Source organism: Allobacillus halotolerans (assembly GCF_018967645.1).
GTDB lineage: Bacteria > Bacillota > Bacilli > Bacillales > Alkalibacillaceae > Allobacillus > Allobacillus halotolerans.
The window spans coordinates 99441-123680 of the sequence record NZ_JAHLZF010000006.1 but is presented as its reverse complement, the minus strand read 5'-3'; the positions used below and the strand labels follow the sequence as shown (position 1 = coordinate 123680).

At 38.3% G+C, this 24240-nt stretch carries 23 protein-coding genes and 1 riboswitch; of the genes, 16 read left to right on the top strand and 7 right to left on the bottom strand.

Annotated features, from left to right (window positions below; all coding sequences use genetic code 11):
* The first annotated feature begins 56 nt into the window (after window positions 1–56).
* The 4 genes from KQ486_RS06045 to KQ486_RS06030 all read left to right on the top strand — a co-directional run bounded on the left by KQ486_RS06045 (window position 57) and on the right by KQ486_RS06030 (window position 4373).
* Entirely contained in the window at window positions 57–1583 is a 1527-nt protein-coding gene (locus KQ486_RS06045; RefSeq protein ID WP_216687063.1) for an AbgT family transporter, read from the top strand.
* Window positions 1584–1993: 410 nt separating this feature from the next.
* Window positions 1994–2482 carry a DUF4871 domain-containing protein gene (locus tag KQ486_RS06040; RefSeq protein ID WP_216687062.1) on the top strand — a complete coding sequence of 163 codons (489 nt, stop codon included), beginning with the start codon at window positions 1994–1996 and terminating at the stop codon, window positions 2480–2482.
* A 50-nt stretch (window positions 2483–2532) separates the two neighbouring features.
* Window positions 2533–2841 (top strand): GIY-YIG nuclease family protein, encoded by a 309-nt coding sequence (locus KQ486_RS06035; protein WP_274237043.1) that lies wholly within the window; start codon window positions 2533–2535, stop codon window positions 2839–2841.
* 95 nt (window positions 2842–2936) lie between these two features.
* Window positions 2937–4373: an alanine/glycine:cation symporter family protein gene (locus KQ486_RS06030; protein WP_144159938.1), complete on the top strand. Its 1437-nt coding sequence runs from the start codon at window positions 2937–2939 to the stop codon at window positions 4371–4373.
* A gap of 189 nt (window positions 4374–4562) precedes the next feature.
* Here KQ486_RS06030 and KQ486_RS06025 read toward each other — a convergent pair whose 3' ends face one another.
* A complete protein-coding gene (locus tag KQ486_RS06025; RefSeq protein ID WP_144088640.1) occupies window positions 4563–4868 on the bottom strand; it encodes a winged helix-turn-helix transcriptional regulator in 306 nt (101 codons plus the stop codon).
* A 134-nt stretch (window positions 4869–5002) separates the two neighbouring features.
* Between KQ486_RS06025 and KQ486_RS06020 the strand changes: the two genes are divergently transcribed.
* Window positions 5003–5530, top strand: a complete 528-nt coding sequence (locus KQ486_RS06020; RefSeq protein WP_144159935.1) for a YceI family protein — start codon at window positions 5003–5005, stop codon at window positions 5528–5530.
* Between the two features lie 86 nt (window positions 5531–5616).
* Here the strand turns inward: KQ486_RS06020 and KQ486_RS06015 are convergent, their stop codons facing one another.
* Window positions 5617–6543, bottom strand: coding sequence for a glycerophosphodiester phosphodiesterase family protein (locus tag KQ486_RS06015; protein WP_216687061.1), 927 nt, complete (start codon window positions 6541–6543; stop codon window positions 5617–5619).
* A gap of 205 nt (window positions 6544–6748) precedes the next feature.
* Here KQ486_RS06015 and KQ486_RS06010 point away from each other — a divergent pair, with 205 nt between their 5' ends.
* The 5 genes from KQ486_RS06010 to KQ486_RS05990 all read left to right on the top strand — a co-directional run bounded on the left by KQ486_RS06010 (window position 6749) and on the right by KQ486_RS05990 (window position 13875).
* The gene (locus tag KQ486_RS06010; RefSeq protein WP_144159929.1) at window positions 6749–8125 is read left to right on the top strand and encodes a dipeptidase; all 1377 of its coding nucleotides are present in this window, start codon (window positions 6749–6751) and stop codon (window positions 8123–8125) included.
* A gap of 530 nt (window positions 8126–8655) precedes the next feature.
* Window positions 8656–9366, top strand: a complete 711-nt coding sequence (locus tag KQ486_RS14600) for a CAP domain-containing protein (RefSeq protein WP_274237051.1) — start codon at window positions 8656–8658, stop codon at window positions 9364–9366.
* A gap of 108 nt (window positions 9367–9474) precedes the next feature.
* On the top strand, window positions 9475–11166 hold the full coding sequence (locus KQ486_RS06000; RefSeq protein WP_216687060.1) for a PucR family transcriptional regulator: 1692 nt from the start codon (window positions 9475–9477) through the stop codon (window positions 11164–11166).
* Between the two features lie 247 nt (window positions 11167–11413).
* Window positions 11414–12622 carry a M24 family metallopeptidase gene (locus tag KQ486_RS05995; RefSeq protein WP_216687074.1) on the top strand — a complete coding sequence of 403 codons (1209 nt, stop codon included), beginning with the start codon at window positions 11414–11416 and terminating at the stop codon, window positions 12620–12622.
* A 44-nt stretch (window positions 12623–12666) separates the two neighbouring features.
* Window positions 12667–13875 (top strand): cystathionine gamma-synthase family protein, encoded by a 1209-nt coding sequence (locus KQ486_RS05990; protein ID WP_216687059.1) that lies wholly within the window; start codon window positions 12667–12669, stop codon window positions 13873–13875.
* A gap of 66 nt (window positions 13876–13941) precedes the next feature.
* Here KQ486_RS05990 and KQ486_RS05985 read toward each other — a convergent pair whose 3' ends face one another.
* The 3 genes from KQ486_RS05985 to KQ486_RS05975 are packed head-to-tail and all read right to left on the bottom strand — an operon-like array spanning window position 13942 to window position 14817.
* Window positions 13942–14343, bottom strand: a complete 402-nt coding sequence (locus tag KQ486_RS05985) for a thiol-disulfide oxidoreductase DCC family protein (protein WP_255439638.1) — start codon at window positions 14341–14343, stop codon at window positions 13942–13944.
* An 18-nt stretch (window positions 14344–14361) separates the two neighbouring features.
* Window positions 14362–14661 carry a TIGR04104 family putative zinc finger protein gene (locus tag KQ486_RS05980; protein ID WP_216687058.1) on the bottom strand — a complete coding sequence of 100 codons (300 nt, stop codon included), beginning with the start codon at window positions 14659–14661 and terminating at the stop codon, window positions 14362–14364.
* 12 nt (window positions 14662–14673) lie between these two features.
* On the bottom strand, window positions 14674–14817 hold the full coding sequence (locus tag KQ486_RS05975) for a hypothetical protein (protein ID WP_186278509.1): 144 nt from the start codon (window positions 14815–14817) through the stop codon (window positions 14674–14676).
* Between the two features lie 197 nt (window positions 14818–15014).
* Window positions 15015–15120: riboswitch (TPP riboswitch) on the top strand.
* A gap of 83 nt (window positions 15121–15203) precedes the next feature.
* On the opposite strand from KQ486_RS05975, the gene thiT reads away from it, so the two are divergent.
* Both thiT and KQ486_RS05965 read left to right on the top strand, forming a co-directional pair.
* The gene (gene thiT / locus KQ486_RS05970) at window positions 15204–15773 is read left to right on the top strand and encodes an energy-coupled thiamine transporter ThiT (protein ID WP_246569205.1); all 570 of its coding nucleotides are present in this window, start codon (window positions 15204–15206) and stop codon (window positions 15771–15773) included.
* 161 nt (window positions 15774–15934) lie between these two features.
* Window positions 15935–16411 carry a glutathione peroxidase gene (locus KQ486_RS05965; RefSeq protein ID WP_144159914.1) on the top strand — a complete coding sequence of 159 codons (477 nt, stop codon included), beginning with the start codon at window positions 15935–15937 and terminating at the stop codon, window positions 16409–16411.
* A 162-nt stretch (window positions 16412–16573) separates the two neighbouring features.
* Here the strand turns inward: KQ486_RS05965 and KQ486_RS05960 are convergent, their stop codons facing one another.
* Complete coding sequence (locus KQ486_RS05960) at window positions 16574–17227, bottom strand: hypothetical protein (RefSeq protein ID WP_216687057.1); 654 nt, start codon at window positions 17225–17227, stop codon at window positions 16574–16576.
* A gap of 162 nt (window positions 17228–17389) precedes the next feature.
* Here KQ486_RS05960 and KQ486_RS05955 point away from each other — a divergent pair, with 162 nt between their 5' ends.
* Complete coding sequence (locus tag KQ486_RS05955) at window positions 17390–19792, top strand: penicillin acylase family protein (RefSeq protein WP_216687056.1); 2403 nt, start codon at window positions 17390–17392, stop codon at window positions 19790–19792.
* A gap of 154 nt (window positions 19793–19946) precedes the next feature.
* Here the strand turns inward: KQ486_RS05955 and KQ486_RS05950 are convergent, their stop codons facing one another.
* Window positions 19947–21419, bottom strand: coding sequence for a methyl-accepting chemotaxis protein (locus KQ486_RS05950; RefSeq protein WP_216687055.1), 1473 nt, complete (start codon window positions 21417–21419; stop codon window positions 19947–19949).
* Window positions 21420–21615: 196 nt separating this feature from the next.
* Between KQ486_RS05950 and KQ486_RS05945 the strand changes: the two genes are divergently transcribed.
* From KQ486_RS05945 to KQ486_RS05935, 3 genes are all read left to right on the top strand, one after another.
* Window positions 21616–22143 carry an HD domain-containing protein gene (locus KQ486_RS05945; protein ID WP_216687054.1) on the top strand — a complete coding sequence of 176 codons (528 nt, stop codon included), beginning with the start codon at window positions 21616–21618 and terminating at the stop codon, window positions 22141–22143.
* 68 nt (window positions 22144–22211) lie between these two features.
* Window positions 22212–22637, top strand: a complete 426-nt coding sequence (locus KQ486_RS05940) for a YwpF family protein (RefSeq protein WP_216687053.1) — start codon at window positions 22212–22214, stop codon at window positions 22635–22637.
* Window positions 22638–22766: 129 nt separating this feature from the next.
* Window positions 22767–24131 carry a TrkH family potassium uptake protein gene (locus KQ486_RS05935; RefSeq protein ID WP_144159896.1) on the top strand — a complete coding sequence of 455 codons (1365 nt, stop codon included), beginning with the start codon at window positions 22767–22769 and terminating at the stop codon, window positions 24129–24131.
* Window positions 24132–24240 lie beyond the last annotated feature (109 nt).

Genomic DNA, 24240 nt, shown 5'->3' with positions numbered 1-24240 from the left:
TGTCTGTATTACAATCAAACACAAGGTCTGAATGAAAAAATGAGAGGAGTAGACCAATGCAACAAGAGAAACGAAAAAGCTTTTTTCAACGTTTTTTAGACCGCATTGAAAAAACGGGGAATAAGCTACCGCATCCGATCACGCTTTTTGCGATATTAGCACTTATTGTCGTTATTCTATCTGCAGTTGTCTCAAGCCTAGGAATTAGCGTCGAGCATCCAGGCAAAGAAGGAGAAATGGTTGAAGTCACCAACCTATTAGATAAAGAAGGAATACGTTACTTATTTGGAAGCATGGTGGACAACTTCATAGGATTTGCTCCATTAGGTGTAGTCCTTGCCACGATGCTTGGAATAGGTCTTGCCGAGCGCACAGGATTAATCAGCGTGCTGCTTCGTGGATTTGTGATGGCGATTCCAAATTCGTTGATCACAGCAGGTTTAGTGTTTGCAGGTATTATGTCCAGTGTCGCCGTAGATGCTGGTTATGTCGTGTTACCTCCGTTGGGAGCAGTCATATTTGCTGCACTTGGTCGTCACCCATTAGCAGGTATTAGTGCCGCTTTCGCAGGTGTATCAGCAGGCTTCAGTGCCAACTTAACCTTGTCATCACTTGATGCTTTACTGAGTGAGTTGACTTCATCAGCGGCAAGTATTATAGATCCTGCTTATGCAGAACAAATGAACATTGCAATGAACTGGTGGTTTATTATTGCATCAACGTTCTTCTTGACGTTTGTAGGTGCGTGGGTAACTGAAAAAATTGTTGAACCTCGTCTAGGTAAGTATGAGGGTGGATATCAAGGAGAAATCGAACAACTTAACAAGACGGAGAAAAAAGGATTAAAATGGGCAGGTCTATCTGTTTTAATTACAGCTATCTTATTATCTTTGCTCGTTGCATTCCCGAACGCTCCTCTTCGTGCAGATGACGGCGGAATTATCGATTCTCCATTTATGAGCTCTTTAGTACCGGTTATTTTAATATTATTTTTCGTTCCAGGATTGTTTTATGGAATTGCAACGAAATCGATTAAAAGTGACAAAGATGTCGCTGACCAGTTGACAGATACGATGGCGACAATGGGTATGTTCATTGTATTGGCTTTCACAGCCGGTCAATTTGTGGCTTACTTCAGTGAGTCCAATATGGGACTTGTTTTAGGGGTATATGGAGCAGAATTCTTAGATACGATTAACTTAAGTGGTATTCCACTAATTATCACTTTTGTATTTGTTGTTGGTTTCCTCAATTTATTCATCGGAAGTGCGACAGCCAAATGGGCTATGATTGCACCAATTTTCGTTCCGATGATGATGCAATTGGGCTACTCACCAGAGTTAACCCAAATGGCGTATCGGATTGCCGATTCTACAACAAATATCATTACGCCATTGATGACATATTTTGCGTTAATTATCGCGTTTGCGCAGAAATATGATAAGAAAATGGGTATCGGTACATTAATTTCTGTTATGCTGCCTTATTCTATAGCTTTCTTAATTTCATGGACAATCATGTTAATTGTCTGGATGTTATTAGGAATTGACTTAGGACCAGGCGCACCAATTTTATATGAATAGTAGAATTTAGATTGAAATGTTAATCTGTCGAGCATTGAATTGCATAGCAATTTGATGCTCGTTTTTTTGTGATTTTAACGTTTTTTGGAAATATCCTTGGAAAGTGATTTAGTGGGTGATGGTTAGAAAAGGGATATGGGCCCAATGGCAGTATATATGCCTCCTGCTAGCGTGGAAATGAGCCCATAGTTCAATCTTATGCACCCATACTTTCTTTATATGGACCCTAACACAGGATATATGTTCCCAAAATAAAAAAATATGTTCCATTCTATAGAGGTTGTACGGATGAAACAATTTTATAAGTAAATTTTTCAAAAACTTATATAGCTGATCCTCAGAAATTATGATATATTTGTAAAATAGTTGACTCAATTTACATAGGGGGAACAATGGCGATGAGGAAGTCAATGATTTCATTTATCACACTCGCCTTACTATCCGTTACTCTAATTGCTTGCTCAGATCAATCGGAGGATTCTCAAAAGGATACAGAAGATGGTTGGAGTGAAAGTCCTGCTTTTGAATTAGGTGATTACGAGGTAATTGGAAAAGAAGAGCGTTTAGCAATTGATCATATTCCATTTGTCGCAGGAGAGAATGAGCATTATGTCATCTACTTCTGGGGTGAACAGGAAGAATTAATGAATGGCCCAGTGAAGATCGAAGCTTTCCATGAATCTAGTGAAGAAAAAAAGAAGGCAATCGTTGACATGGCCGGTACTGAGAATGAAGAAAAGGTATGGGAAACAACTGCACCGCAAGTTGGTAAGGAACAGGCCCACTTGCCTTTAGTTTTGTCTTTACCGACTGAAGGTGTTTGGCGTTTAGACGTCTACCTTGGCGACGAATTATTTGATCACATTTATGTAAAAGTTGAAGCGAGTGAAGAAGCATAAGTGCTAACCACGGCCATTTGGGTTGTGGTTTTTCTTTGGAGTGAGTCATTGTGAAAAATGAGGAAAGTTTTTTTGTCTATATGCTTCGTTGTAGAGATGGTTCATTATATACAGGCTATACAGTTGATCTAGAAAATAGATTGAAATTACATAAGGCCGGTAAAGCATCGAAGTACACTCGATCGAGAGGGCCCGTCCAATTAGTCTATTGTGAACAACTGGAAACAAAGAGTGAAGCTATGAAAAAAGAAGCCTATGTAAAGAAATTGAGAAAGGACCAAAAAGAAAATTTGATTACTTCAGTAGCAAATGAGTTTGCAAATGTAAAAGAAACATGCCCCGCTTTAAAAGATGAGTAAATGTAAAAAAATTGCTCGTTAACTACCTTTATTGGTTTGTCCGTGTATGAAGTGGGGAACTGGTTACAGAATATGCTTAGAAAGGAGAATATGATTTGAATGCAGTAGAAAATGTACTTAATGACATTGTCAGCTATGGAAACACTATTTTTTGGGATTATATTTTAGTTTACTTACTTATTGGAGCTGGCATTTACTTCACATTAGGGAGTAAATTTGTCCAATTCCGCTTGTTCGGCAATATGTTTAAAGTCATCACTGAAGAGGCTGTTGAACAAAGTGGCCGACGAGGAATTAATGCGTTCCAAGCTTTCAGTATTACGATCGCTTCACGGGTCGGAACCGGAAACCTGGCGGGTGTTGCACTAGCAGTTGCCATCGGGGGTCCTGGTGCTGTTTTTTGGATGTGGATGGTTGCGTTAGTCGGTATGGCAACAGCATTCATTGAAAGTACGCTGGCACAAGCGTATAAAATTCCCGATAAAGATGGTTTTCGTGGAGGACCAGCATATTATATGCAAATGGCACTTGGCCAGAAATGGATGGGTGTCTTATTCTCAGTGTTGATTATTATTACGTTTGGATTAATCTTTAACTCAGTTCAAGCAAATACGATATCGCAAGCTGTTGATCAGGCATTTAATATTGATCCAATATGGACAGGGATTGTTCTTGTTGGTTTGGCTAGCTTAGTGATTTTTGGTGGAATTAAACGGATTGCAACCGTTGCAGGAGCAATTGTTCCAATCATGGCTTTGATTTATATGATTGTCGCTTTGTATGTAGTTGTCACGAACATTACAGAAGTACCTGCCGTATTCTCACTGATTTTCAAAGATGCATTCGGTATGGAACAAGCATTTGGTGGCGGTGCCGGAGCAGCAATTATGTATGGAATCCGTAGAGGTCTATTCTCCAACGAAGCCGGTATGGGTAGTGCACCTAACGCAGCTGCGACAGTTGGTGTCAGTCACCCAGCAAAACAAGGTCTCGTTCAATCTTTAGCTGTATTTTTTGATACAATTGTCATTTGTAGTTTCACAGCTTTTATCGTTATCCTTTACGATAATTTTTATGGAGCTTCAGAAGATGGTATTCAATTGACACAAGTTGCGCTTGATGCCCATATTGGAGCATTTGGGTCCATTTTCTTGGCGATTATTATCTTTTTCTTTGCCTTTAGTTCATTAGTCGGGAACTATTATTATGGTGAAACGAATATCGCGTTTTTGAAAAACAGCCCGGTGTTTTTAAATATTTATCGTGTAATCGTTTTAGCGATGATTATGTTTGGTTCTTTGGCATCAGTTCAAATCGTTTGGAATATGGCCGATTTGTTCATGGCATTAATGGCAGTTGTAAACTTAATCGCTATTTTATTCCTAGGAAGAATAGCTTTTCGAATTTTACAAGATTATATCGATCAGAAAAAAGAAGGAATCGACCCACAATTCCATTATTCTCGAATTAAAGGATTGAAGAATATTGAGTGGTGGGGTAAGCAAGATGAGAAGGATGACCTTCCAAAATAGAATGAATGAAGCTAAGCCTTATGTGATTTTATTGCATAAGGCTTTTTTAATATTAAAAATTATTTCCAAGACTAATCTTTAAAAGAAAAAGGATGTGAAAATGATTGGTTAATGCACAATAACTAATTCTCTTTAAATGAAGAACAAAAAAACAGCCAAGCTATATTCAACTGGCTGTTTTAATAAAACTTATAACCATTCTTCTGCCCACTCTTGTGTGCAACGAATGACTGGTTCCATTGCTTTTCCTTTATCTGTCAACGTATATTCAACACGTACAGGTGTTTCGTCATAAACTTTGCGCTGAACGATACCTTCTTTTTCTAGTTCTTTCAATCGTTCAGATAATACCCTACCGCTGATGCCGATCGAGGATTCGAATTCGCAAAAACGTTTTGGACTCTCGAGGAGTTGATAAATGATTAATGTGACCCAACGTTTCCCCATCAATGTTAATGCTTTTTCAACTTTATCGCATACGGCTGAATCTGCCATGTAAATCACCTCTTTCCTATAGTATACAAAATATAAGTAAAAAAATAAACAAAGTTTACTTACTTGACGCAATCAGATGTCTAAAGTATACTTACTTACATAAAGTAATTAAATAATTTTTAGGAGGAATTAATATGTCAAATATTATATTAGACCAACCACATAGTTCCATTAACTTTCAGGTGAAACATATGATGGTTTCAAAAGCGAAAGGTGAATTCAAAGACTTTGATATTCAAGTTGATGGTGATCTTAACGACTTAGAAAACTTACGTATTGAAGCGGTAATTCAAACAGCATCGATTGATACGAGTCAAGAAGATCGTGATGAACATTTAAAATCAGCAGATTTCTTTGATGCAGAGACGTATCCAACGATTAAATTTGTAAGTAAATCCTTGAAAAAAGTAAGTGGAGATACGTATGAGCTTACTGGTGACGTTACGATGAAAGGTGTTACTAACGAAGAAACGTTCACTGTAAACTTCAATGGTCAAGGAAAAGAACCAATGCAAGGGAATACAATTGCTGGTTTCGACTTCACTGGTACGATCAACCGTGAGGCTTATGGATTGAGCTGGAACGCAGCACTTGAAACAGGTGGCGTACTAGTTGGTAAAGATGTTAAAGTAAATGGTGAAATTGAGTTAATCATAAAATAAGTGTAGAATAAACAAACCCCAGATTGAGGAAAATTATTTTTCAATCTGGGGTTTTTGTATGTTATTCTATTCGTCCTCTCAGGGAGTTAGCGCAATCCCTTTTCTTCCAAAATTTCAATTAACAAATCCGGCCGGTCCGTAATGATTCCATCAACACCCGCATCAACCATTTGCCGCATCGTCAATTCGTCATTGATGGTCCAGTAATGAACGTCCATTCCAAGCCTTTTTGCACCTTCCATCATTTCTTTTGTGAAAAAATTAAAGTATTTATTTGCTCGTGGAAGTTGGATCACATCTCCAGTCGGTTGAAATAAATTACGTAAGAAGAATTTATGAGCGATCGTAAAATTAAATACGACTTCCCGTCCTGTTCCAAGTGCAATTTGTCCATCCGCCAACGCATCAAATCGATTGATGATTTTCTGGTTGAATGATGATACCATCACTTGATCATGCATCTCATACTCTTCGATAATTGCCCATAACTCTTCAACGATTTCTTGATGGACATCTGCCGGGTTCGTGTGTTTGACTTCAAGCATGTAATTCATATCCGGGTAGCGATCAAAAACCTCACGTAACGTCGGTTTATAAACACCGATACCTTTGAATGCATATTCTCCTTCTGTATTTTGAAAGTGAAACCCAGCATCCAATGCTAAAAATTCATCTAATGTATAATCTGAAACGTAACCTGTGCCATCAGTCGTTCTGTCTACTGTTGGGTCATGTGCAAGTACAATTTGCCCATCTTTTGTAATGTGCAAATCGACTTCAATCATATCGACACCCATTTCAGAAGACATTTTAATCGCAGTCATTGTGTTGCCGGGTGCGATTTGATCTCCTGCACGGTGTGCAATAACGAGTGGAGCATCCTGTTCGTTATTAAAAAAAGGATGCTGATCAATTGGTTTTACGGGTAAGTAATTCAATGCAATAAAAACCACAGCAATACCTATTATTATGAGGAAAAATTGCTTGAATCGATTTTTCGTCTGCAGTTTCATCGTCTGTTCCACCTTTTAGCAATCAAAAACTATACTCTATTCATACCTTTTCATGAAGGTTATATAACATAAAGATGATAACTTAAAAAATTGCTACTTTTTGAAAAAACAGTCGTAATTAACTTATCCACTAAAATAATTCTTTGCTGTTCTCGTGTAAATTATATCAGTTTTCTTTATAATAGAAATTAGAGGAGGTTTTTTTATGCAAAATGAAGTAATTGAATATTTAAAGAAGCATCGTGAAAAACATTTAAGTGAACTAAAAGAATTTTTATCCATCCAGAGTATTAGTGCTTTGTCATCTCATAATGAAGATGTCAAAAAAGCAGCAGAATGGGTGAAGAATGAATTAGAAAACATCGACTTTGGTCATGCTGAAATTATGTCTACTGAAGGTCATCCGGTTGTTTATGGTGAGTACATAAGCAATGAGAACGCACCAACCGTACTCGTGTATGGCCATTATGATGTTCAACCTGTCGACCCTGTAGAATTATGGGATTCTGAACCATTTGATGCAACCATTCGTGATGATAAAATTTATGCGCGTGGTGCTACAGATGACAAAGGACAAGTATTCATGCATCTGAAAGTCATGGAGGCAATCTTGAAATCATCCGACGAATCCCCTGTGAATTTTAAAGTACTGATTGAAGGTGAAGAAGAAGTCGGCAGTCCAAACCTACCGAAATTTGCCCAAGAGAAAAAAGATTTGCTCGAAGCGGATTTAATTGTTGTATCTGACTCCGCACTTGTTGAAAGAGGTAAACCGACAATTACGTATGGCTTAAGAGGTCTTGCCGGTATTCAAATCGATGTCACAGGAGCGAAAAGTGACTTGCACTCAGGTGAATATGGTGGAGGTGTTGTCAACCCAATTCACGCGCTAGTAAAAATTGTTGACAGCTTCCGAGATGAAAATAATCGAATCCAAGTCGATGGCTTTTATGACCGAATTCCGGAATTATCGCAAGAAGAACGAGATGCCCTTGCATCCGTACCATTTGATGAAGAAAAATTAAAAAATGAATTGAATGTTTCTGAGTTAGATGGAGAAGAAGGGTATAGCTATGTCGAGCGGACATCGGTTCGACCAACGCTTGAGGTCAATGGAATCTATGGTGGCTTCCAAGGTGAAGGTATCAAAACGGTTTTACCGAATAAAGCCACAGCTAAAGTGACCTGCCGTTTAGTTCCTGATCAAGATCCAGATGAGATCGTTGAGTTACTGACCAATCACGTTGAAAAACATAAGCCAAAAGGTGTTAGTGTTGACATTAAGCCATTTGATAAAGGAAAACCATACGTCACACCATTCGATCATCCAGTTATTCAGATGGCTGCAAAGGCTTATGAGAAAGTTTATCAAGCTGAGACGGCTTACATTCGTGGTGGTGGATCCATTCCGATCGTAGCTGAGTTGGACGAGATTTTGAACGTACCCGTTGTGTTAATGGGCTTTGGTTTACCAGATGAGAATTTACATGCGCCAAATGAGCACTTAAACCTTGAGAATTTCGATAAAGGTATGGAGACTTTGGCCCATTATTATTATATGTTGAATGATTATAAAGGTTAATATTTATAATTAATGATATAATCGCGCTCATTTGAGTAACGAGACACGTACTCGATGACATTTCGTGAAGTTTTTGATCTTATTTGAGTGTCGAGATATGTCATCCATCCGCACGGCATATTCTTATGCTGTGCGGTTTTTGTTTTTTAAGAAAATAAAAACCCTGAATACGTCTATACCCCCGAGCGACGAAAAATTAAGGCCGGAAAGTCCTATAGAAGCGCTCTATACCCCCGAGCGACGAGAAAATGAATCCGAAAAGTCTTATAGAAGCGCTCTATACCCCCGAGCGACGAAAAAATAAATCCGAAAAGTCCTATAAAAGCGCTCTATACCCCCGAGCGACGAGAAAATGAATCCGAAAAGTCTTATAGAAGCGCTCTATACCCCCGAGCGACGAAAAAATAAATCCGAAAAGTCTTATAGGAACGCATTATACTTCCGAACGAATAATATGCCCGACACAATTCAGGGGCATATTTTTTTCACGGACACAAAAACTAACGACACCTAAAGGAGGGAGTATATCAGTGAAAAAGTTATCGGTAATTTTATTTGCAATTATTCTTTTTTGTGTCGGTTGCGGCCAAGAAGAAGAAAGTATTGATTTTCAATTTGAACCAGACCCGGTGAGTTTCGATGGAGATGGTGACCAAGAGAGACCACGAACAAGTCGGTGGGCAAATGATGGTGATCCAAATTCGATCCAGAATCCGGATTATCCATTAGGAACAAAGGAACGTGAACGTCCGAATGAAAGGAATCGACGTGGATTTGAATCAGAAATTGACCCACGCCCAGGGATCGGTTCACCTGAAAAGCGAGATGGAGATTCCATTAAAACGCCATCACAGCTAGACGATTTGCTGGAAGAAGTTGTTGAGTTAACGAATCGTGAAAGAGAAGTGAATGGATTGCCGGCTTTGGAAATCGACAAGGAGTTACAGGACGTCGCTCAAGAAAAGTCAGCAGACATGGCTGAACTCAATTATTTTAGCCACGAATCCCCAACATATGGTTCACCTTTTGACATGTTAGATGAATTTGAGATCGAATACAAAGTGGCGGCTGAAAATATAGCGGCAGGATTTTTTGATCCAGAAGACGTCGTGAATGGTTGGATGAAAAGTGAGGGGCACCGAAAGAACATTTTAGATGAGAATGTAACCCACATTGGTGTCGGTTATGAAGAAGGTGGAGAAATGGAGACTTATTGGACACAATTATTCATTGCTAAATAAGTACAGATAGCGCGAACCTCCATAAAGTCCTAATTTTCTAAATTGACTGTTAACAGATTCCTTTTATATAATGAAGGATAGAAAAGGAATTTAAAGTGGGTGAGGAAAATGGGACTCAGGCTATCAGAATTAATGAATATTCCTTCTTTACAAGACGTTCACGTCGTAACCGGTGAATCTTTGTTGGAAACAAAAAAAGTTGAATGGGTTTCTATCGTTGAATTACCGGTTCAGAACTTTATCCGTAAGCATGAGCTTGTTTTATCATCGGCAACAAATTTCAGGCAAGATTCAGATTTAAGTGATCAATTTGTAAGCGATATCATCCAGTCTGGTGCGACGGCCTTGGCGGTTGCGAGTGATAATTGGACGGAAACTTTACCTCAAAGAATTATTGACATGGCTAATGAAAATCAATTTATTCTTTTGTTGTTGAACTGGAAATCCAGCTTTTCCGACATTGTCCAGGAATCCTTGCAAGTCATCAATGAGCACAATGAAAAAAGAAGAGAGAAAACAGAGGCTCTACGCATTAAATTGATGGATCAAGTGCTCAACAATAGTTCGTTGGAAGCATTAATAAAAATACTATATAAAGAAATCAATATCCCTGTCGCCATCAGTGATGAAGAGAAGCAGATACGGGCCAATTATGATTTTGATCAAGAAATCATCGATGCCATCAATCAGTTTAATGATCTTCCGGTTCAGTTAATGGAATCACCAATTGTACCATCAAGCGACCACCCACTTTACCAACATATTAACCAATATACAGTCGGTAACCAAACATGCTACGAATTGACGATCTTTTCAAATCATAAAAAACAAGGGTATTTATTATTTATGCCTAAAAGTCCGGATGAGCTAGATTGGTTTGTCATGCATGCGTTGGAGCATGGCTTAACGGCATGTGCATTATACTTTTTAACGGAAAATGCCATTGAAATGACAGAAATTCGATTGAAAGATAATTTTGTGATGCAGTTGGCCAAGGAAATAGAGCGTATGGATGCGAAAATTTTATCAAAGGGTGATTTGCTGGGTTATGATCTCTCTTTACGGTATGCCTGTATTGTTGGTGATTTTACAACAGGCTTTTCGGAAACATCTTGGCGTGAAGAGAAGGACCAACCTGGTCATTCTTCTTTGCATAGTTTGAATTACTATATACAAAAAGAAATAACGTATGCAGAACAGCAATTAAATCGAAGGACGATGTCATCGTTTGAAGAAGGTGAGGTCGTTATCTTTCTGGAAATTGATGAAGGAGGTCACCAAAAGACTGTCAGTCATTTTTTGGATATGATTGAAAGACGCTTACATGATCAGTTGGCGGGGATTACGTTTGCATGGGGTATTGGTATTCACAATCAAGGTTTGCAATCTTTTTATAAAAGTTATCAAGAAGCCCGGACAGCACTCGATCTGCATGTAGAGCAAACGACCTTTGGTGGCAGAACGTTTTTCGAGGAAACGAAGTTGAACCGACTGCTATTAAGTATAGAAGGGACGGATGCATTAATAAATATTGTGAATGATACCATTCGTCCATTGTTGGAATACGATCGAAAAAAGCAATCAGATTTAATTCACACTTTCATGACTTATCAAACATTCAAAGGAAACGTTAGTCAGACAGCCAGGGCATTGTTTTTACATCGTCAAACATTATTATACCGATTACGGAGAATTGAAAGTTTGACGGGTCTGACACTCGTTGATTCTGATGATTCATTTTTATTGGAGATGAGTATCCGATTATGGCAACTAAAAAATGGAGAATGGAATGAAGCATAGGTAAGGAGTACAACGGACACATAATATGAAAAAATGACTGACCCGTACGGAGTAGATTTAACTCCGTACGGGTTTTCTTTTGGACGCCTACTTAGCAAGTAAACAAAGTGTATGAGTCCATGAATGAAATTTCATACAAATTGTATGTTACCAAAACCACTCGGCCGGTAATACAATAGAGTAAGAGTTATTATTTAAATATTCTAAATATAAAGCGCTTTCATTTAGAAGGGAGGAAAAGACCGTGTTGACCTTTGAAGTAGGAGAGTACCTGAGAAGATTAAAGAAAACAAAACATCAAATGGAAAAAGAAGGTATAGATGTTTTGTTGGTGACAGACCCGGCGAATATGAATTATTTAACAGGTTATGATGCATGGTCCTTTTATGTGCATCAAATGTTGATCGTAATCATCGATGAACCACAGCCGATTTGGGTCGGTCGGTATATGGATGCTAATGGTGCGAAACGTACGACCTGGATGCATGATGAAAATATTGTTTCTTATCCGGATTATTTCGTGAATTCACATCAATTTCATCCAATGCAGTACATTGCAAAGCTTTTAACTCAGTTAAAACAAGAAAAGCGCGTGATTGGTGTAGAGATGGATCAATATTATTTTTCAGCAAAATGTTATACGACATTACTTGAGCATTTGCCAAACGCAACATTTAGAGACTGCACCTCTATGGTGAATTGGGTTCGTATCATTAAATCCGACCAAGAGATTGAGTTGATGCGACGAGCGGGGATGCTGGCAGAGCAAGCCATGCAAGCAGGTATCAACGCAATTCACACAGGATCAAGAGAATGTGATGCAGCAGCGACAATTTACTATGAATTGGTTAAAGGGAGAGAAGAGTTTGGTGGGGATTATCCATCGATCGTACCGATGCTGCCCACAGGAGATAAGACATCGGCACCTCATTTAACTTGGTGCGATGATTATTTTGAGGAAGGCAATGCCGTCATTATTGAACTTGCTGGTTGTCATAAGCGCTACCATACTCCATTGGCAAGAACGGTATTTCTCGGTAATCCAACTGATCGCCTAAAGAGACTTGATGAAATTGTACAGGAAGGTATAGAGAGTGTTTTACAAAAAGTGAAACCAGGAGCCTATCTTGAAGAGCTGGAAGAAGCTTGGATTGAGTCAACACGGAAATATGGGATTGAGAAAGAATCTCGTTTAGGTTATTCAATTGGATTAAATTATCCGCCAGATTGGGGCGAGCATACTGCAAGTATTCGTAAAGGTGATCGAACAGTCTTGGAGCCAAATATGACATTTCATTTTATACCTGGATTATGGTTCGATCAAGATGGTATCGAGACGAGTGAATCCTTCCGTGTGACTGAAAACGGTGTTGAACTGCTGACGAATTACCAACGTGGACTTATTCAAAAAATACCTTTTCACTTTCCTGATGATACAAAAGGAATTATTAGTTAAGTTAGCAACGAATGAATATAGATATTAATTAAGGAGGAGATTATATGACAACATTCAAACCAGGAACGAAAGCTTCATGGTCAGGGGAAAAGGATCAATTAGCCTTTGGTGCGACACAGGTGCCCGTCGTAAATAGTGTTTCTTTTGGTTACGACGATATGAATGAGTGGTATGAAATTGCAACTGGGCAGCGAGAGGGTCATATTTATGGACGGAACACAAATCCTACAAATCAAGCATTTGAGGATAAAGTAAAAGACTTGGAAAATGCTGAGGCAGCCACTGCTTTTGCTTCAGGTATGGCAGCAATTTCAAATACGCTATATACATTTCTACGTCCTGGAGATCGAGTCGTTACTATTAAAGATACGTATGGTGGAACAAATAAAATTTTCACAGAATTTCTCCCAAATATGGGTGTAGACATTACGTTTTGCGAAACTGCGGATCATGAAGAGATGGAAGCGGAAATTGCGAAAGGCTGCGATCTTGTTTATTTAGAATCGCCGACAAATCCGACACTGAAAATCATCGATATTGAACGCATGGCGAAAGCAGGTCATGAAGTCGATGCACTGGTTGTCGTGGATGGAACATTCGCATCACCTATTAATCAAAATCCATTAGAGCTCGGTGCGGATATCGTTCTTCATAGTGCAACGAAATATTTAGGTGGACATTCAGATGCAATGGGTGGAGTCGTCGCAGGCAGCAAAGAATTAGTCGATCAGATTTACCACTACCGTGAAATTAATGGGGCGACAATAAATCCTCATGCAGCTTATTTATTATTGCGCGGAATGAAAACATTGCATTTGCGCATTCGTCAACAAAATGAAAACGCAATGAAAGTTGCAGAGTATTTAAAAACATCCGAATGGGTAACCGATGTGTTTTATCCTGGCTTGGAAGATCATGTCGGCCATGAGATCGCAAAGAAACAGATGAAAGGCTTTGGTGGAATGCTAAGCTTTAACGTCCGAGGTGGCGTTGAGACGATGAATAAATTTTTGCCGAAGTTAAAGTTAGCGAAACGGGCAGCAAGTCTAGGGTGTGTGCAAACTATTATCGGACCTCCACGAGTAACAAGCCATGTTGAATGTACGCCAGAAGAGCGTGCAGCAATGGGCATTCCGGAGGGCTTGATCAGGTATTCAGCAGGAATTGAAGACCCAGATGATCTAATAGCTGATTTAGAGCAAGCATTTCAAGCATTGCCGGAAGAGCTTCTTACTGCAGAGGTGAATGAATAGACAGTTTGATTAATTGACGAAAAAAGCAGTTCAACGAAGGGAATGAGTCCTCTCTTGAACTGCTTTTTAATTTGATTTCATTAAGAATTTCCGTTCGTTTTCGGGAGTTGGTAGCATACATGTATCTTGACGTCCGAACCATTGATAACGATGGTGGGCGATACATGTATAGGCTTGATCACGAAGCGGTCGTGGTAAAAGTCTTAACAGATACAAATAATTCCAAGGTGCAGGGAGATGTTTCGCAATGCGGAGGGCTGCGGTAGATGTTGTATAGATTCGACCTGATTCAATAAGAACAATGCTATCTATATTTTTATTGTTTAATTGCTGCATCACTTTTCTGCCTAAATCACTTTGTAATGAAGCAAAACGGAATTGGTCCTGTGAATCCCGGTTGATTAAAAATTGGACGGCTCCGTTACAAAGGTTACAAACGCCATCGAATAGAATAATGGATTTATTCACTGAGCAATCCTCCATTCATCACCACAAGGGTTCTTCATGATCGCTAAGTTCAAACAAAAAGGGCATGGCTAAGTAGTAACCAATGAGAAAAGCGAATAAAAGAGGGATGGCTATTGTTAGAGGTACGTCAAAAAAACCCAAAATAGAAACGACAAAGGCACTGATAAATGCATAAAACATTCCTTTTTTTCTACTCCTTGCCGTGAAATAATTTGTTTTTGCACAATTTGGGCATCGTTTTCCAACACCTGTACTGGAAGCCATCCCCAAAGCTTCTTTATAGGTATATTCATAGCCACAATGTTTGCATTGAAACATTCTATTCGCTCCCTATTTAAATAGTTTCCTCAGCAATTTCCCAGAACCTTTACCTGCAACACGCCTACCGACCCGTTTTCCTACACGTCCTTTTCTAACAGCATCGACATCATTCCAAATGCGAAGGAATTTATAAATTTTTGATTTTAAAGACATACGCCCATCTCCTTTATATTGTCATCAAGCGCACTAAAAATAAATATTTTCATTAATATCTTGAATAACGATATACTCTCTATCTTAAGTATACATCGTTTGTTGAATTTTCCCAAGAAAGCAACGTGGTTGATCAGACCACCTTGAAGTTATATCTATTGTCAGTTATAATTAAAGTAACAAAAAAAGTGAATCGACAAGACCACAGGGGGAGCCAATGAGTTGGCTGAGATTGAGTGCGATGCTCTAAACCCTTTGAACCTGTTAGTTAGCACTAGCGTAGGGATGTGGCTTCAATGGTGCAATGCTGGGTGACCCATAATGAAGCCTCCCTAGGATTGCTTTTTTTGTTGTCTAAAAAGAGAAACAGAAGGGGAGGAATTATTATGAATCATAAAACATTGATGTTAGTGGAAATCGCGATCTTAACTACGTTAGCGTTTCTGCTCGACACGATACCAGGATTGCAATTTACCATTTGGCCTCAGGGTGGATCGGTATCATTTGCGATGATCCCGGTTTTTATTATTGCATTCCGTTGGGGGTTAAAAGCAGGACTTGCCTCCGGATTAATCTTTGGCGTATTGGATTTATTATTTGGAGGAACAGTAGTCCATTGGTTACAAGGATTATTGGATTACATTGTTGCCTTCGTTGGACTTGGGGTTGCCGGTGTGTTTGCTAGCGGCATCAGGAAAGGCCTAAGTAATAATGATCATACAAAAGTGTCTATGTTAATTATTCTCGGGACATTTATTGGCATGGCTATTCGGTTTATCGCACACTATTTAGCAGGGGTAATCTTCTTTGCTCATTTTGCGCCGGAAGATCAACCCGTATGGCTTTACTCATTAGTATATAATTCAACCTATTTAATTCCAGGTTTTATTTTATCTGCTATCATCATCATTATGCTCGTTATATCCAGACCACAACTTGTAGTACGCACAAGCTAAATGACAGAATATCCCTTTCCCAGCAAAGGGATATTTTTTATACCTATTATAGGTACCGTTCAAATAAGAACCTCTTAGAAAAATGGATTAGAATATTTGTTTCGTCGATGGCATGTACGTATAATTAACTGTAGAAGTCATAACAATGGAGGTTTAGAATCGTGAATACAGTGTATGATTTTTCCGTTGAAAAAATGAGCGGTGAGACCACAACTTTAGAGAACTATTCGAATCAAGTGATGTTAATCGTTAATACAGCAAGTAAATGTGGCTTTACGAATCAATTTGAGGGCCTGCAAAAGTTATATGAAACTTATCAAGATCAAGGTTTCGTCATCCTTGGATTTCCAAGTGATCAATTTATGAATCAAGAATTTGAAGATCAAGATGAGATCCTGAATTTTTGCCAAACGAATTATGGTGTATCATTTCCGATGCACACGAAGACAAATGTGAAAGGTAAAGAACAACATCCATTATTTCACTATCTAACGGAAGAAAAGAAAGGAATGCTTGGTGGCGAAATCAAATGGAATTTCACGAAGTTTTTAGTGAATCGTGAAGGAAAAGTCGTTGAAAGATACTCGCCTCAAACAAAGCCAGAAAAAATCGAAGCAGACATCAAGAAATATCTATAAGAATTGTAGCATGAGTTTTCGTTTTAAACGGCTTATGTACAAGTTGACCATACTTGAAGAAATCAACGAAATTCACCAAAAATATACCCCAGTTGGATAAGCTACCCTTTCCAACTGGGGTTTCTGTTGCGATAGATTAAATGATTTGATGGAAGATCAATATTAAAAATCTTTGTTGATATTTTTATCTTTAAAGAATAAAGCTTGCTCTGAAAACGATAACGTAAAGTGACCGCGTTTAATAGATAATTCATCTTTCATTTCGTCTATGATTTGTTCCAACGCATCTTCATCGTTATCCTTTTCTCCTCTGGAAAGAGTGAGACGAATAACTACGCCTGTATCTTGTCCCTTTAATGAAGGGATATCATCGTGGGATATATTCAGTTGCTCACCTACGTCTTTTGGATATGTCATCCACAATTCTTTAATAACGTCCTTCCCAAAGCTTTCCTTCAAACGAGGCATTAAGAAATCTTCTAATTCTTCTTCCCATACTTCAGCAACGTAACTGTCCGTGTATTCACCTGTTTCTAGATGAGAATAAACTAAGAATTGGAAATCTGGATCTTTGACCGGCTGTACAATCGCTGCATAAGAGAATTGTTCATAAATAGAAGCATTATCATACATGACGTCAACGATTTCCATTTCATCCGTAAAATGTTTATCTAAATAATCAGTAGCTTCCTCTCTAACCTTTTTTGTATGTTCAGGATCTTTTTGTAGTCCGAAATAAGTAGCTGCGACGATTAAAATAATTAATCCTAGCAAGAAGATACCGATTACTAAAAAAACCTTATTTTTATTACTCAATTCATCACCTCAGTTTTCTTGAGAGTAATATTACTCTTCCGCTATCTATTATATAGAGGGGAAGGTGGTGAGTAAATGCAATTCCTCAAAAGTACAAAAATTTGTTAATTAGATAGAATTTTTGTAATATTATATCTATATAAGATTAAAGGGGGAAAGGCTATGAAACATGCGATTCAATTAGAGTCAATGGACCAAAAGAAAAAGATGAATAAGTGGTTAAAATGGACACTCATCATTTTGGCGATTCTAGCTGTCATCATAATCGGTTTGCTAATTTACGTAAACGCTTACATCGATCGGTCACTCGCACAGACAGAAGGGACAGTTTCACTGAATGGTCTGGAAGAGGAAGTGACGGTTGTATATGATGAGGTGGGCGTCCCACATATTCAAGCAACAAATGATTTAGATTTATTCTATGCTCAAGGCTACATAACAGCACAGGATCGAATCTTTCAGATGGAACTATCGAGAAGGCAAGCATCTGGACAGTTAAGCGAAGTCATTGGTGAAAGTATGGTTGAGCAGGATAAATATTTTCGGACATTAGGCTTGCGGAGAGCTGCAGAGAAATCATTAGAAATATATGATGAAGAATCACTGAATGTATTACAAGCATATGCAGATGGAGTAAATGCATATATCGAACAAATGGAAACGAATAATTCTATGCCTGCTGAATTTAAATTAGCAGGTCTGAGTGAAATTAGCGAGTGGACGCCATTGGACTCACTGACAATTGGAAAATTCATGGCCTTCGATTTAGGTGGGCATTGGGAACGGCAAGCATTTAATTATTATTTGATGAACCATTTCGATGAAGAAGTCGCTTATGAACTATTTCCGACTTACCCTGAAAATGGACCGACTAATATTTTGGAAGAAGAATACGTCGATGTGACTGCCAGTCTCTCGAAAGCAGTTATGCCACATGAGTTCAATGGAAGTAATAACTGGGCAGTGAGTGGGGAAAAGACGAAATCCGGTTCGCCATTATTATCAGATGATCCGCATTTAGGTTTATCGACACCTTCCATTTGGTATCAAAGTCATTTAGAGTCACCTAACTATAATGTTTCTGGCGTTATATTCGCAGGAGTGCCAGGTATCATCCTAGGGCATAATGACCATGTTGCATGGGGAGTTACAAATGTTGGCCCTGATGTACAGCAGTTATATTTGGAGCGAAGACATGAAAATGACCCAGCAAAATTTGAGTATGACGGGGAGTGGTATGAGGCGGACGTCATTACGGAAACCATTCACGTTGATGGTCAAGAATCAATCGACTATGAAGTAACTGAAACCATTCACGGGCCGGTCATATCAGAGTTTGCCAATGGAGTCGAAGAAATAGAAGGAGATACTGTGTTGTCGGTTGATTGGACAGCTCTAGAAGCTACAACAGAGTTGAAAGCTTTATTGGAGTTTAACCAGGCAACCAACTGGAAAGAATTTGAGAAAGCTTTAGAAGGGTTTCATGCACCAGCCCAAAACTTTATGTTTGCTTCTAAGGATGGAACGATTGCTTATAAGGCAAATGGCAAAATACCAATCTATGAAAACCCAGATGATGCCCTATTGCCGATGCCTGGTTGGGATAGCCAGTACACATTAGATGAATTCATCCCATTTGATGAACTCCCAACAGTAGTAAATCCGGATAAAAACTTCATTGCAACAGCAAACAACAAAGTCATTGATGATTCGTATCCATATCATATTAGTCATGTATGGGCACAGCCTTACCGTTATTCACGTATTGAGGAGTATTTAGCATCAAAGGATGATTTGACTGCAGAAGATATGATGGAACTTCAAATGGATCAGAAAAATAAACAAGCAGAGTTATTTGTTCCCATATTTTTAGATGTTCTTGGCGACCAAGCTGATTCGCCGGCGGAAGAGCAAGCGATCAAAATATTAGCCGATTGGGACTTTGAAGATCATAAAGATGAAGCGGGTCCACTTATATTCCATACAATGTTGAAAAAAATCGAAGAAAATTTATACGCTGATGAAATTCCTGAAGAAGTACGATCAATGTTCAAGGGAATGGGCCAAACAACAGACCAACTGATTCTTCAGTCTTATGATGGAGAAGAGTTACATTGGATTGAGCAAAATGGAGGATTGGATCAATTGCTTTCCAATTCTTTCAGCGAAACCATTCAATATCTTACAGATGAATATGGTGAAAGTTTGAATGAGTGGAAATGGGGAGACTATCACCAGATCTATTTTGCACATAATCTTTCTGGCATTTCCTTCTTAGAACGATTTTTCAATCCTGATCCACCACAACCACTCGGTGGAAGTGGAGTCACTGTTATGGCAGCAAGAGGAAAAGAAGATGGGATAGTTAACCATGGAGCAGGCTGGCGATTCGTGAACGATTTAGCTGATCCAAATTCAGGCTATCATATTGTGGGTCCTGGCCAATCAGAGCATTACCGAAGTGATTATTATCAGAATCAATTAGATGATTGGATTAAAGGCAATTATCATGAGACGAGGATCGATAATTACTCAGGTGATCAACTTACATTGGAGCCTAAGTAGAACAATTCGATAGTATGCAACAAAATTTCATAAAAGAAATTAAAGCCCGAATGATTTATGCGTAAAATAAATCGTTCGGGCTTTTTGTTTGATTGGTGATCCGTCAAAACACTTCAATATCTCTTTTGTCTTAGCTCTCTTTTAAGTTCTCCTGCTAAGCACGTTGATTCAATTCGTGTAAAGCTTGTGTCGTGCGCTTGATCTCTCCGTGTAACTCTTCGTTCTGGTTCGCTTGATTTTGAACGGTAGCACTAATCTCTTCCACAGAAGCAGTCGATTGCTCTACAGTTGATGAGAAATCATTCATGGAATCTTCGATGAGTCTTGCATGATCATTGACTTCATCGGCTAATTGTCTAAAGCTTTTCATTTGGTCCATCAATGTATTGGCATTTTCAGAAAATGAACCGAATAACTCACTATTCTCAGTAATGGACTCGATGTGTTCTTTCATTTGCTTATCAATATCATGGATTTGTCGATCGGTTGTTTCATTGGAAGCCCTCATACTTGTTAAGTTGTTTGAAATTTGTTTAGCCGTTTGCTCTGTATGATCTGCCAGCTTACGAATTTCTTCTGCAACAACAGCAAACCCTCTACCATGCTCACCTGCACGAGCTGCTTCAATCGAAGCGTTTAATGAAAGCAAGCTTGTTTGTTCAGTAATATCTTGAATAGATTGAATAAATGATACAGATGAATCCACTTTATCACTTAATTCGTTAAAAGCCGCCTTCATTTCTCCAACACTTGCTTGGAAAGTTCTCATTTCATCAACGAGTTCAAATGATTCGATTTTACCCTTTTCAGCTTTCGTTTTCGTTTCATCTGTTTCCGCCTCAATGCGATCTAAATCACCAACCATTTTTTCTAATAACATCGAAGTTGTACCAATGGACTGGTGAATATCGGAAATTGTTCCTGCTTGTGATTCAGTACCTGTTGCAATTTCTTGGATGGCTCGGTTCATTTCATTTAACGAATCTTTTTGGGTGTTGGATTGCCATTCAATCCCGTCCATACTTTGTTGGATTGTTTTCGTCTGTTGCTCAATGAGTTGATTTTGTTTTTGTTCCTTCTGGAATGCTTGTTCATTACTGGCTTGGAGTTCTTCCAATGTTTTTTGATTTCGAGATGTAATGACAAGCTGTAACAGCAAGACAACGCTTGTCAGTGTAAAAATCAATAACGATGTTGCATAGTCGAATAAATAAGTCTCCCCATGTATATAGATAAACGTTATGAATAATCCAATACTTAGTGTGAAACCAAATAAGAAAACGGGTAAAGATAAATAGAAAGAACTAGTGATCAATAAAAAATAAATCAAAGCGGCTGTTTGTCCTGATGTTGTTGCGAGAATTAAAATTGTTCCGATAATCATAGCAATCCCTGAGATCAGTATGTAAGGTACAACGTTAGATAGCTTTCTGAGATAGACGAGAGTTGTGACGAGTAATAAGGTAATTAGGCTGCCAATCAAAATGGTTAGAATAACGAGTTTCGTTTGTCCAATTAAATAAGTCACACCTGTGCCAAGCACCATAGTGACAAATAGAAAAATAATGGATAATCGGTTCTTTAAGTGGAGTGTATCTGAGACGATTGTTTGAGCCGTATTTTCCATATTTTCACCTCCAAAAAAACAGTATTTACTCTATATATCGGTTTGTTTAAAAAAATAAATAGGAATTTTTGAAAATTTATCAAGTTATTTTAGGGAAAAGTAAATGAATTCGACTAGAGAATCATTTAGTTTAGGAAAAATCGCCAGCGTCATTAAATTATGGTATATTAATGTTTAAAATTAGGAGGAGATGCCAATGGGCTATGTTACGCTAGTCGATATTTTTAAACATCCAATCACTCAAAAGTATTTGAGACGTTCAGGTGTTCATCATGCTGTTAAGGTAACAGAAATTGCCTGCCGCCTTGCAACCGAACGAGAAGAAAATCCAGAACTTGCCACGAAGGCCGCATTACTACATGATATGGGTCATTTTGAGTGGTATAGAGAAGGAAAATGGGATTATGAAGAATATCGAAAACACGATATCCATGCAATTAAAGGGGCAGAACGAGCTCATAAATTATTGATTCGATTAGGGGAGAACAGAGTAAAGGCCAAAGAGATTGCAATTGCAATATTATTACACACCGACTCTTATTTACCGTTTTCTGTAAAGGAATTTCGTACACCCCTACAACAAATCATTTATGAAGCGGATGAAATAGATGAGTTGCCAAAAGGTGGACATCATTATTTGAAAATGGAGAGAGAAGAAGCAATCGAGCGATTAGCAATCATCGACAAAAAAGTTCAGACAGCAAACAATAAAAGTGCAATCTAACCAATAAAAGCTTTTCTATTCCCATCGTATCTTATATAATGAGGTTAATTTGAGGAAAGGAAGATTGCATGAAAACATTTAAATTAATCTCCCTTACAACATTGGAAAAACTAGGCGACGAGCTTCAAAATAAAGAAATTGAGTTTTATGAAGGCTTGATCATTGACCGTGAAATCGATAGAGATCGTTGGCTAGTGGAAGGCTATATGCCTAAATCTTATGAAGACTTTTTCAGAAGTAAGCTGGACAAGAATCGTGAAATTGTTTTTCAAGTCCGAATCACGAAGACTGAAAACCCGAAAGCGACACTAGTTGGGAAAGTGGAAGCGATTGAGGAAGTGGATGATAACATCAGCGTCATCATCATCGGCAATATGGTCAATCGTGAGCGTGAATTAGTTGAGCAAACGTTACAAGATTTAATAGAAGCCGGCTATCAAGGTGAACAATTATTGATTAAATTCAAAGAAAAAAATCAAGAGAGCATTTTATAATCCCTAATCTGGAGGAAAGATCCAGTTAGGGTTTTTTGTCCTATTTGTATAAACGCCCGCTAGAATGAATCTGTTGAAGTTCATTCTTTAGCATGCAAAGGGTTGATGCCGGTAAAAGGAGAACGTATCATGAATCGAATTAAACAAAAAAAATCATTATTAGACAGACTAACAGTTGTACAACTTATTTCAATATATTACTTCGTTGCCGTATCTGTAACCGTATTGCTTCTTTCACTGCCAATTGCTCAAAAAGAGGGTGCGGATCTAAGTTTCATGGATGTTGTTTTTACAGCTACCAGTGCAGTAAGTGTTACCGGGTTGACCGTCGTGTCGACAGCTGATTCATTCTCCGTCTTCGGTATATTTGCGATTGCGCTTGCACTCCAAACTGGTGGATTAGGTGTTATGGCATTGGGTACGTTAATTTGGATCGTCCTCGGTAAAAAAATAGGCTTTAAAGAACGGCGCCTTATTATGACAGATACAAACACAAAGTCTATCTCTGGGATTGTTCGCTTAGTCAAAGAAATGTTTTTTGTCATTTTAGGCATCGAGTTCATTGGTTTCCTAACCCTTGGCACATATTTTATGACGTATTATGATTCCATCTGGGAAGCTTTTTATCATGGGTTTTTTACGGCAATCAGTGCAACGACCAATGGTGGTTTTGATATTACAGGTGCTTCACTCATACCTTATCAAAATGATTATTTTATTCAGTTCATTGTTATGTTATTAATTATCTCTGGGGCAATCGGATTTCCAGTATTAATCGAAGTGAAAGAGTATTTGCAAGTACCAAGAGAAGAACGCAATATGAAACGATTTTCATTATTTACTAAATTGACTTCGTTAACGTACTTTGTTTTGCTCTGTTTTTCCTTTGTCGTCGTATTGCTATTAGAGTTTAATCATTTCTTTGCAGATAAGAGCTGGCACGAGACGATATTTTATGCTCTCTTTCAGTCGACTACCGCAAGAAGCTCTGGATTAACGACATTGGATATCAATGAGTTTACCGAACAAACTCAATTGTTCTTATCCTCAATGATGTTTATTGGTGCTTCGCCAAGTAGTGTTGGTGGGGGAATCCGAACAACCACGTTTGCTTTGGTCATTATTTTTATTTTACAGTTTGCCAGAGGCCGGTTCAGGTTGAAAATCTTTGGAAGAGAAATTGAAGAGGAAGACTTATTCAAAGCGGTCGTCGTCACATTTTTGGCATTGCTGATGACATTTATTGTCGTTACGATCGTACGGGTTATTGAGCCTTTTTCATTAATCAGTATAATTTTTGAGGTGACATCGGCATTCGGAACAACAGGTCTATCGATGGGGATCACACCTGATTTGTCGAATGTAAGTAAGACATTATTAATGGCCTTGATGTTCATCGGAAGAATTGGAATCTTAACCTTTCTTTTCTCACTTAATCGAGACCGTCAAGAATCATCTTATCGCTATCCGAAAGAAAAGATCAATATTGGTTAGTGTTGGTTTATAATCGAGATATCTTAACTAAAATTATAAATGGAAAATGGGTGCAGATAGCTGATCAGAATAATCGACTGGATGCCACTTCATCTGTCGGATAATAAAC

Bases quoted from the DNA above. Each gene is read 5' to 3' on its own strand.
- KQ486_RS06045 (WP_216687063.1), top strand. From the start codon at position 57: ATGCAACAAGAGAAACGAAAAAGCTTTTTTCAACGTTTTTTAGACCGC.
- KQ486_RS06040 (WP_216687062.1), top strand. From the start codon at position 1,994: ATGATTTCATTTATCACACTCGCCTTACTATCCGTTACTCTAATTGCT.
- KQ486_RS06025 (WP_144088640.1), bottom strand. From the start codon at position 4,868: ATGGCAGATTCAGCCGTATGCGATAAAGTTGAAAAAGCATTAACATTG.
- KQ486_RS06020 (WP_144159935.1), top strand. From the start codon at position 5,003: ATGTCAAATATTATATTAGACCAACCACATAGTTCCATTAACTTTCAG.
- KQ486_RS06015 (WP_216687061.1), bottom strand. From the start codon at position 6,543: ATGAAACTGCAGACGAAAAATCGATTCAAGCAATTTTTCCTCATAATA.
- KQ486_RS06010 (WP_144159929.1), top strand. From the start codon at position 6,749: ATGCAAAATGAAGTAATTGAATATTTAAAGAAGCATCGTGAAAAACAT.
- KQ486_RS06000 (WP_216687060.1), top strand. From the start codon at position 9,475: ATGGGACTCAGGCTATCAGAATTAATGAATATTCCTTCTTTACAAGAC.
- KQ486_RS05990 (WP_216687059.1), top strand. From the start codon at position 12,667: ATGACAACATTCAAACCAGGAACGAAAGCTTCATGGTCAGGGGAAAAG.
- KQ486_RS05980 (WP_216687058.1), bottom strand. From the start codon at position 14,661: ATGTTTCAATGCAAACATTGTGGCTATGAATATACCTATAAAGAAGCT.
- KQ486_RS05975 (WP_186278509.1), bottom strand. From the start codon at position 14,817: ATGTCTTTAAAATCAAAAATTTATAAATTCCTTCGCATTTGGAATGAT.
- thiT (WP_246569205.1), top strand. From the start codon at position 15,204: ATGAATCATAAAACATTGATGTTAGTGGAAATCGCGATCTTAACTACG.
- KQ486_RS05955 (WP_216687056.1), top strand. From the start codon at position 17,390: ATGAAACATGCGATTCAATTAGAGTCAATGGACCAAAAGAAAAAGATG.
- KQ486_RS05950 (WP_216687055.1), bottom strand. From the start codon at position 21,419: ATGGAAAATACGGCTCAAACAATCGTCTCAGATACACTCCACTTAAAG.
- KQ486_RS05945 (WP_216687054.1), top strand. From the start codon at position 21,616: ATGGGCTATGTTACGCTAGTCGATATTTTTAAACATCCAATCACTCAA.
- KQ486_RS05940 (WP_216687053.1), top strand. From the start codon at position 22,212: ATGAAAACATTTAAATTAATCTCCCTTACAACATTGGAAAAACTAGGC.
- KQ486_RS05935 (WP_144159896.1), top strand. From the start codon at position 22,767: ATGAATCGAATTAAACAAAAAAAATCATTATTAGACAGACTAACAGTT.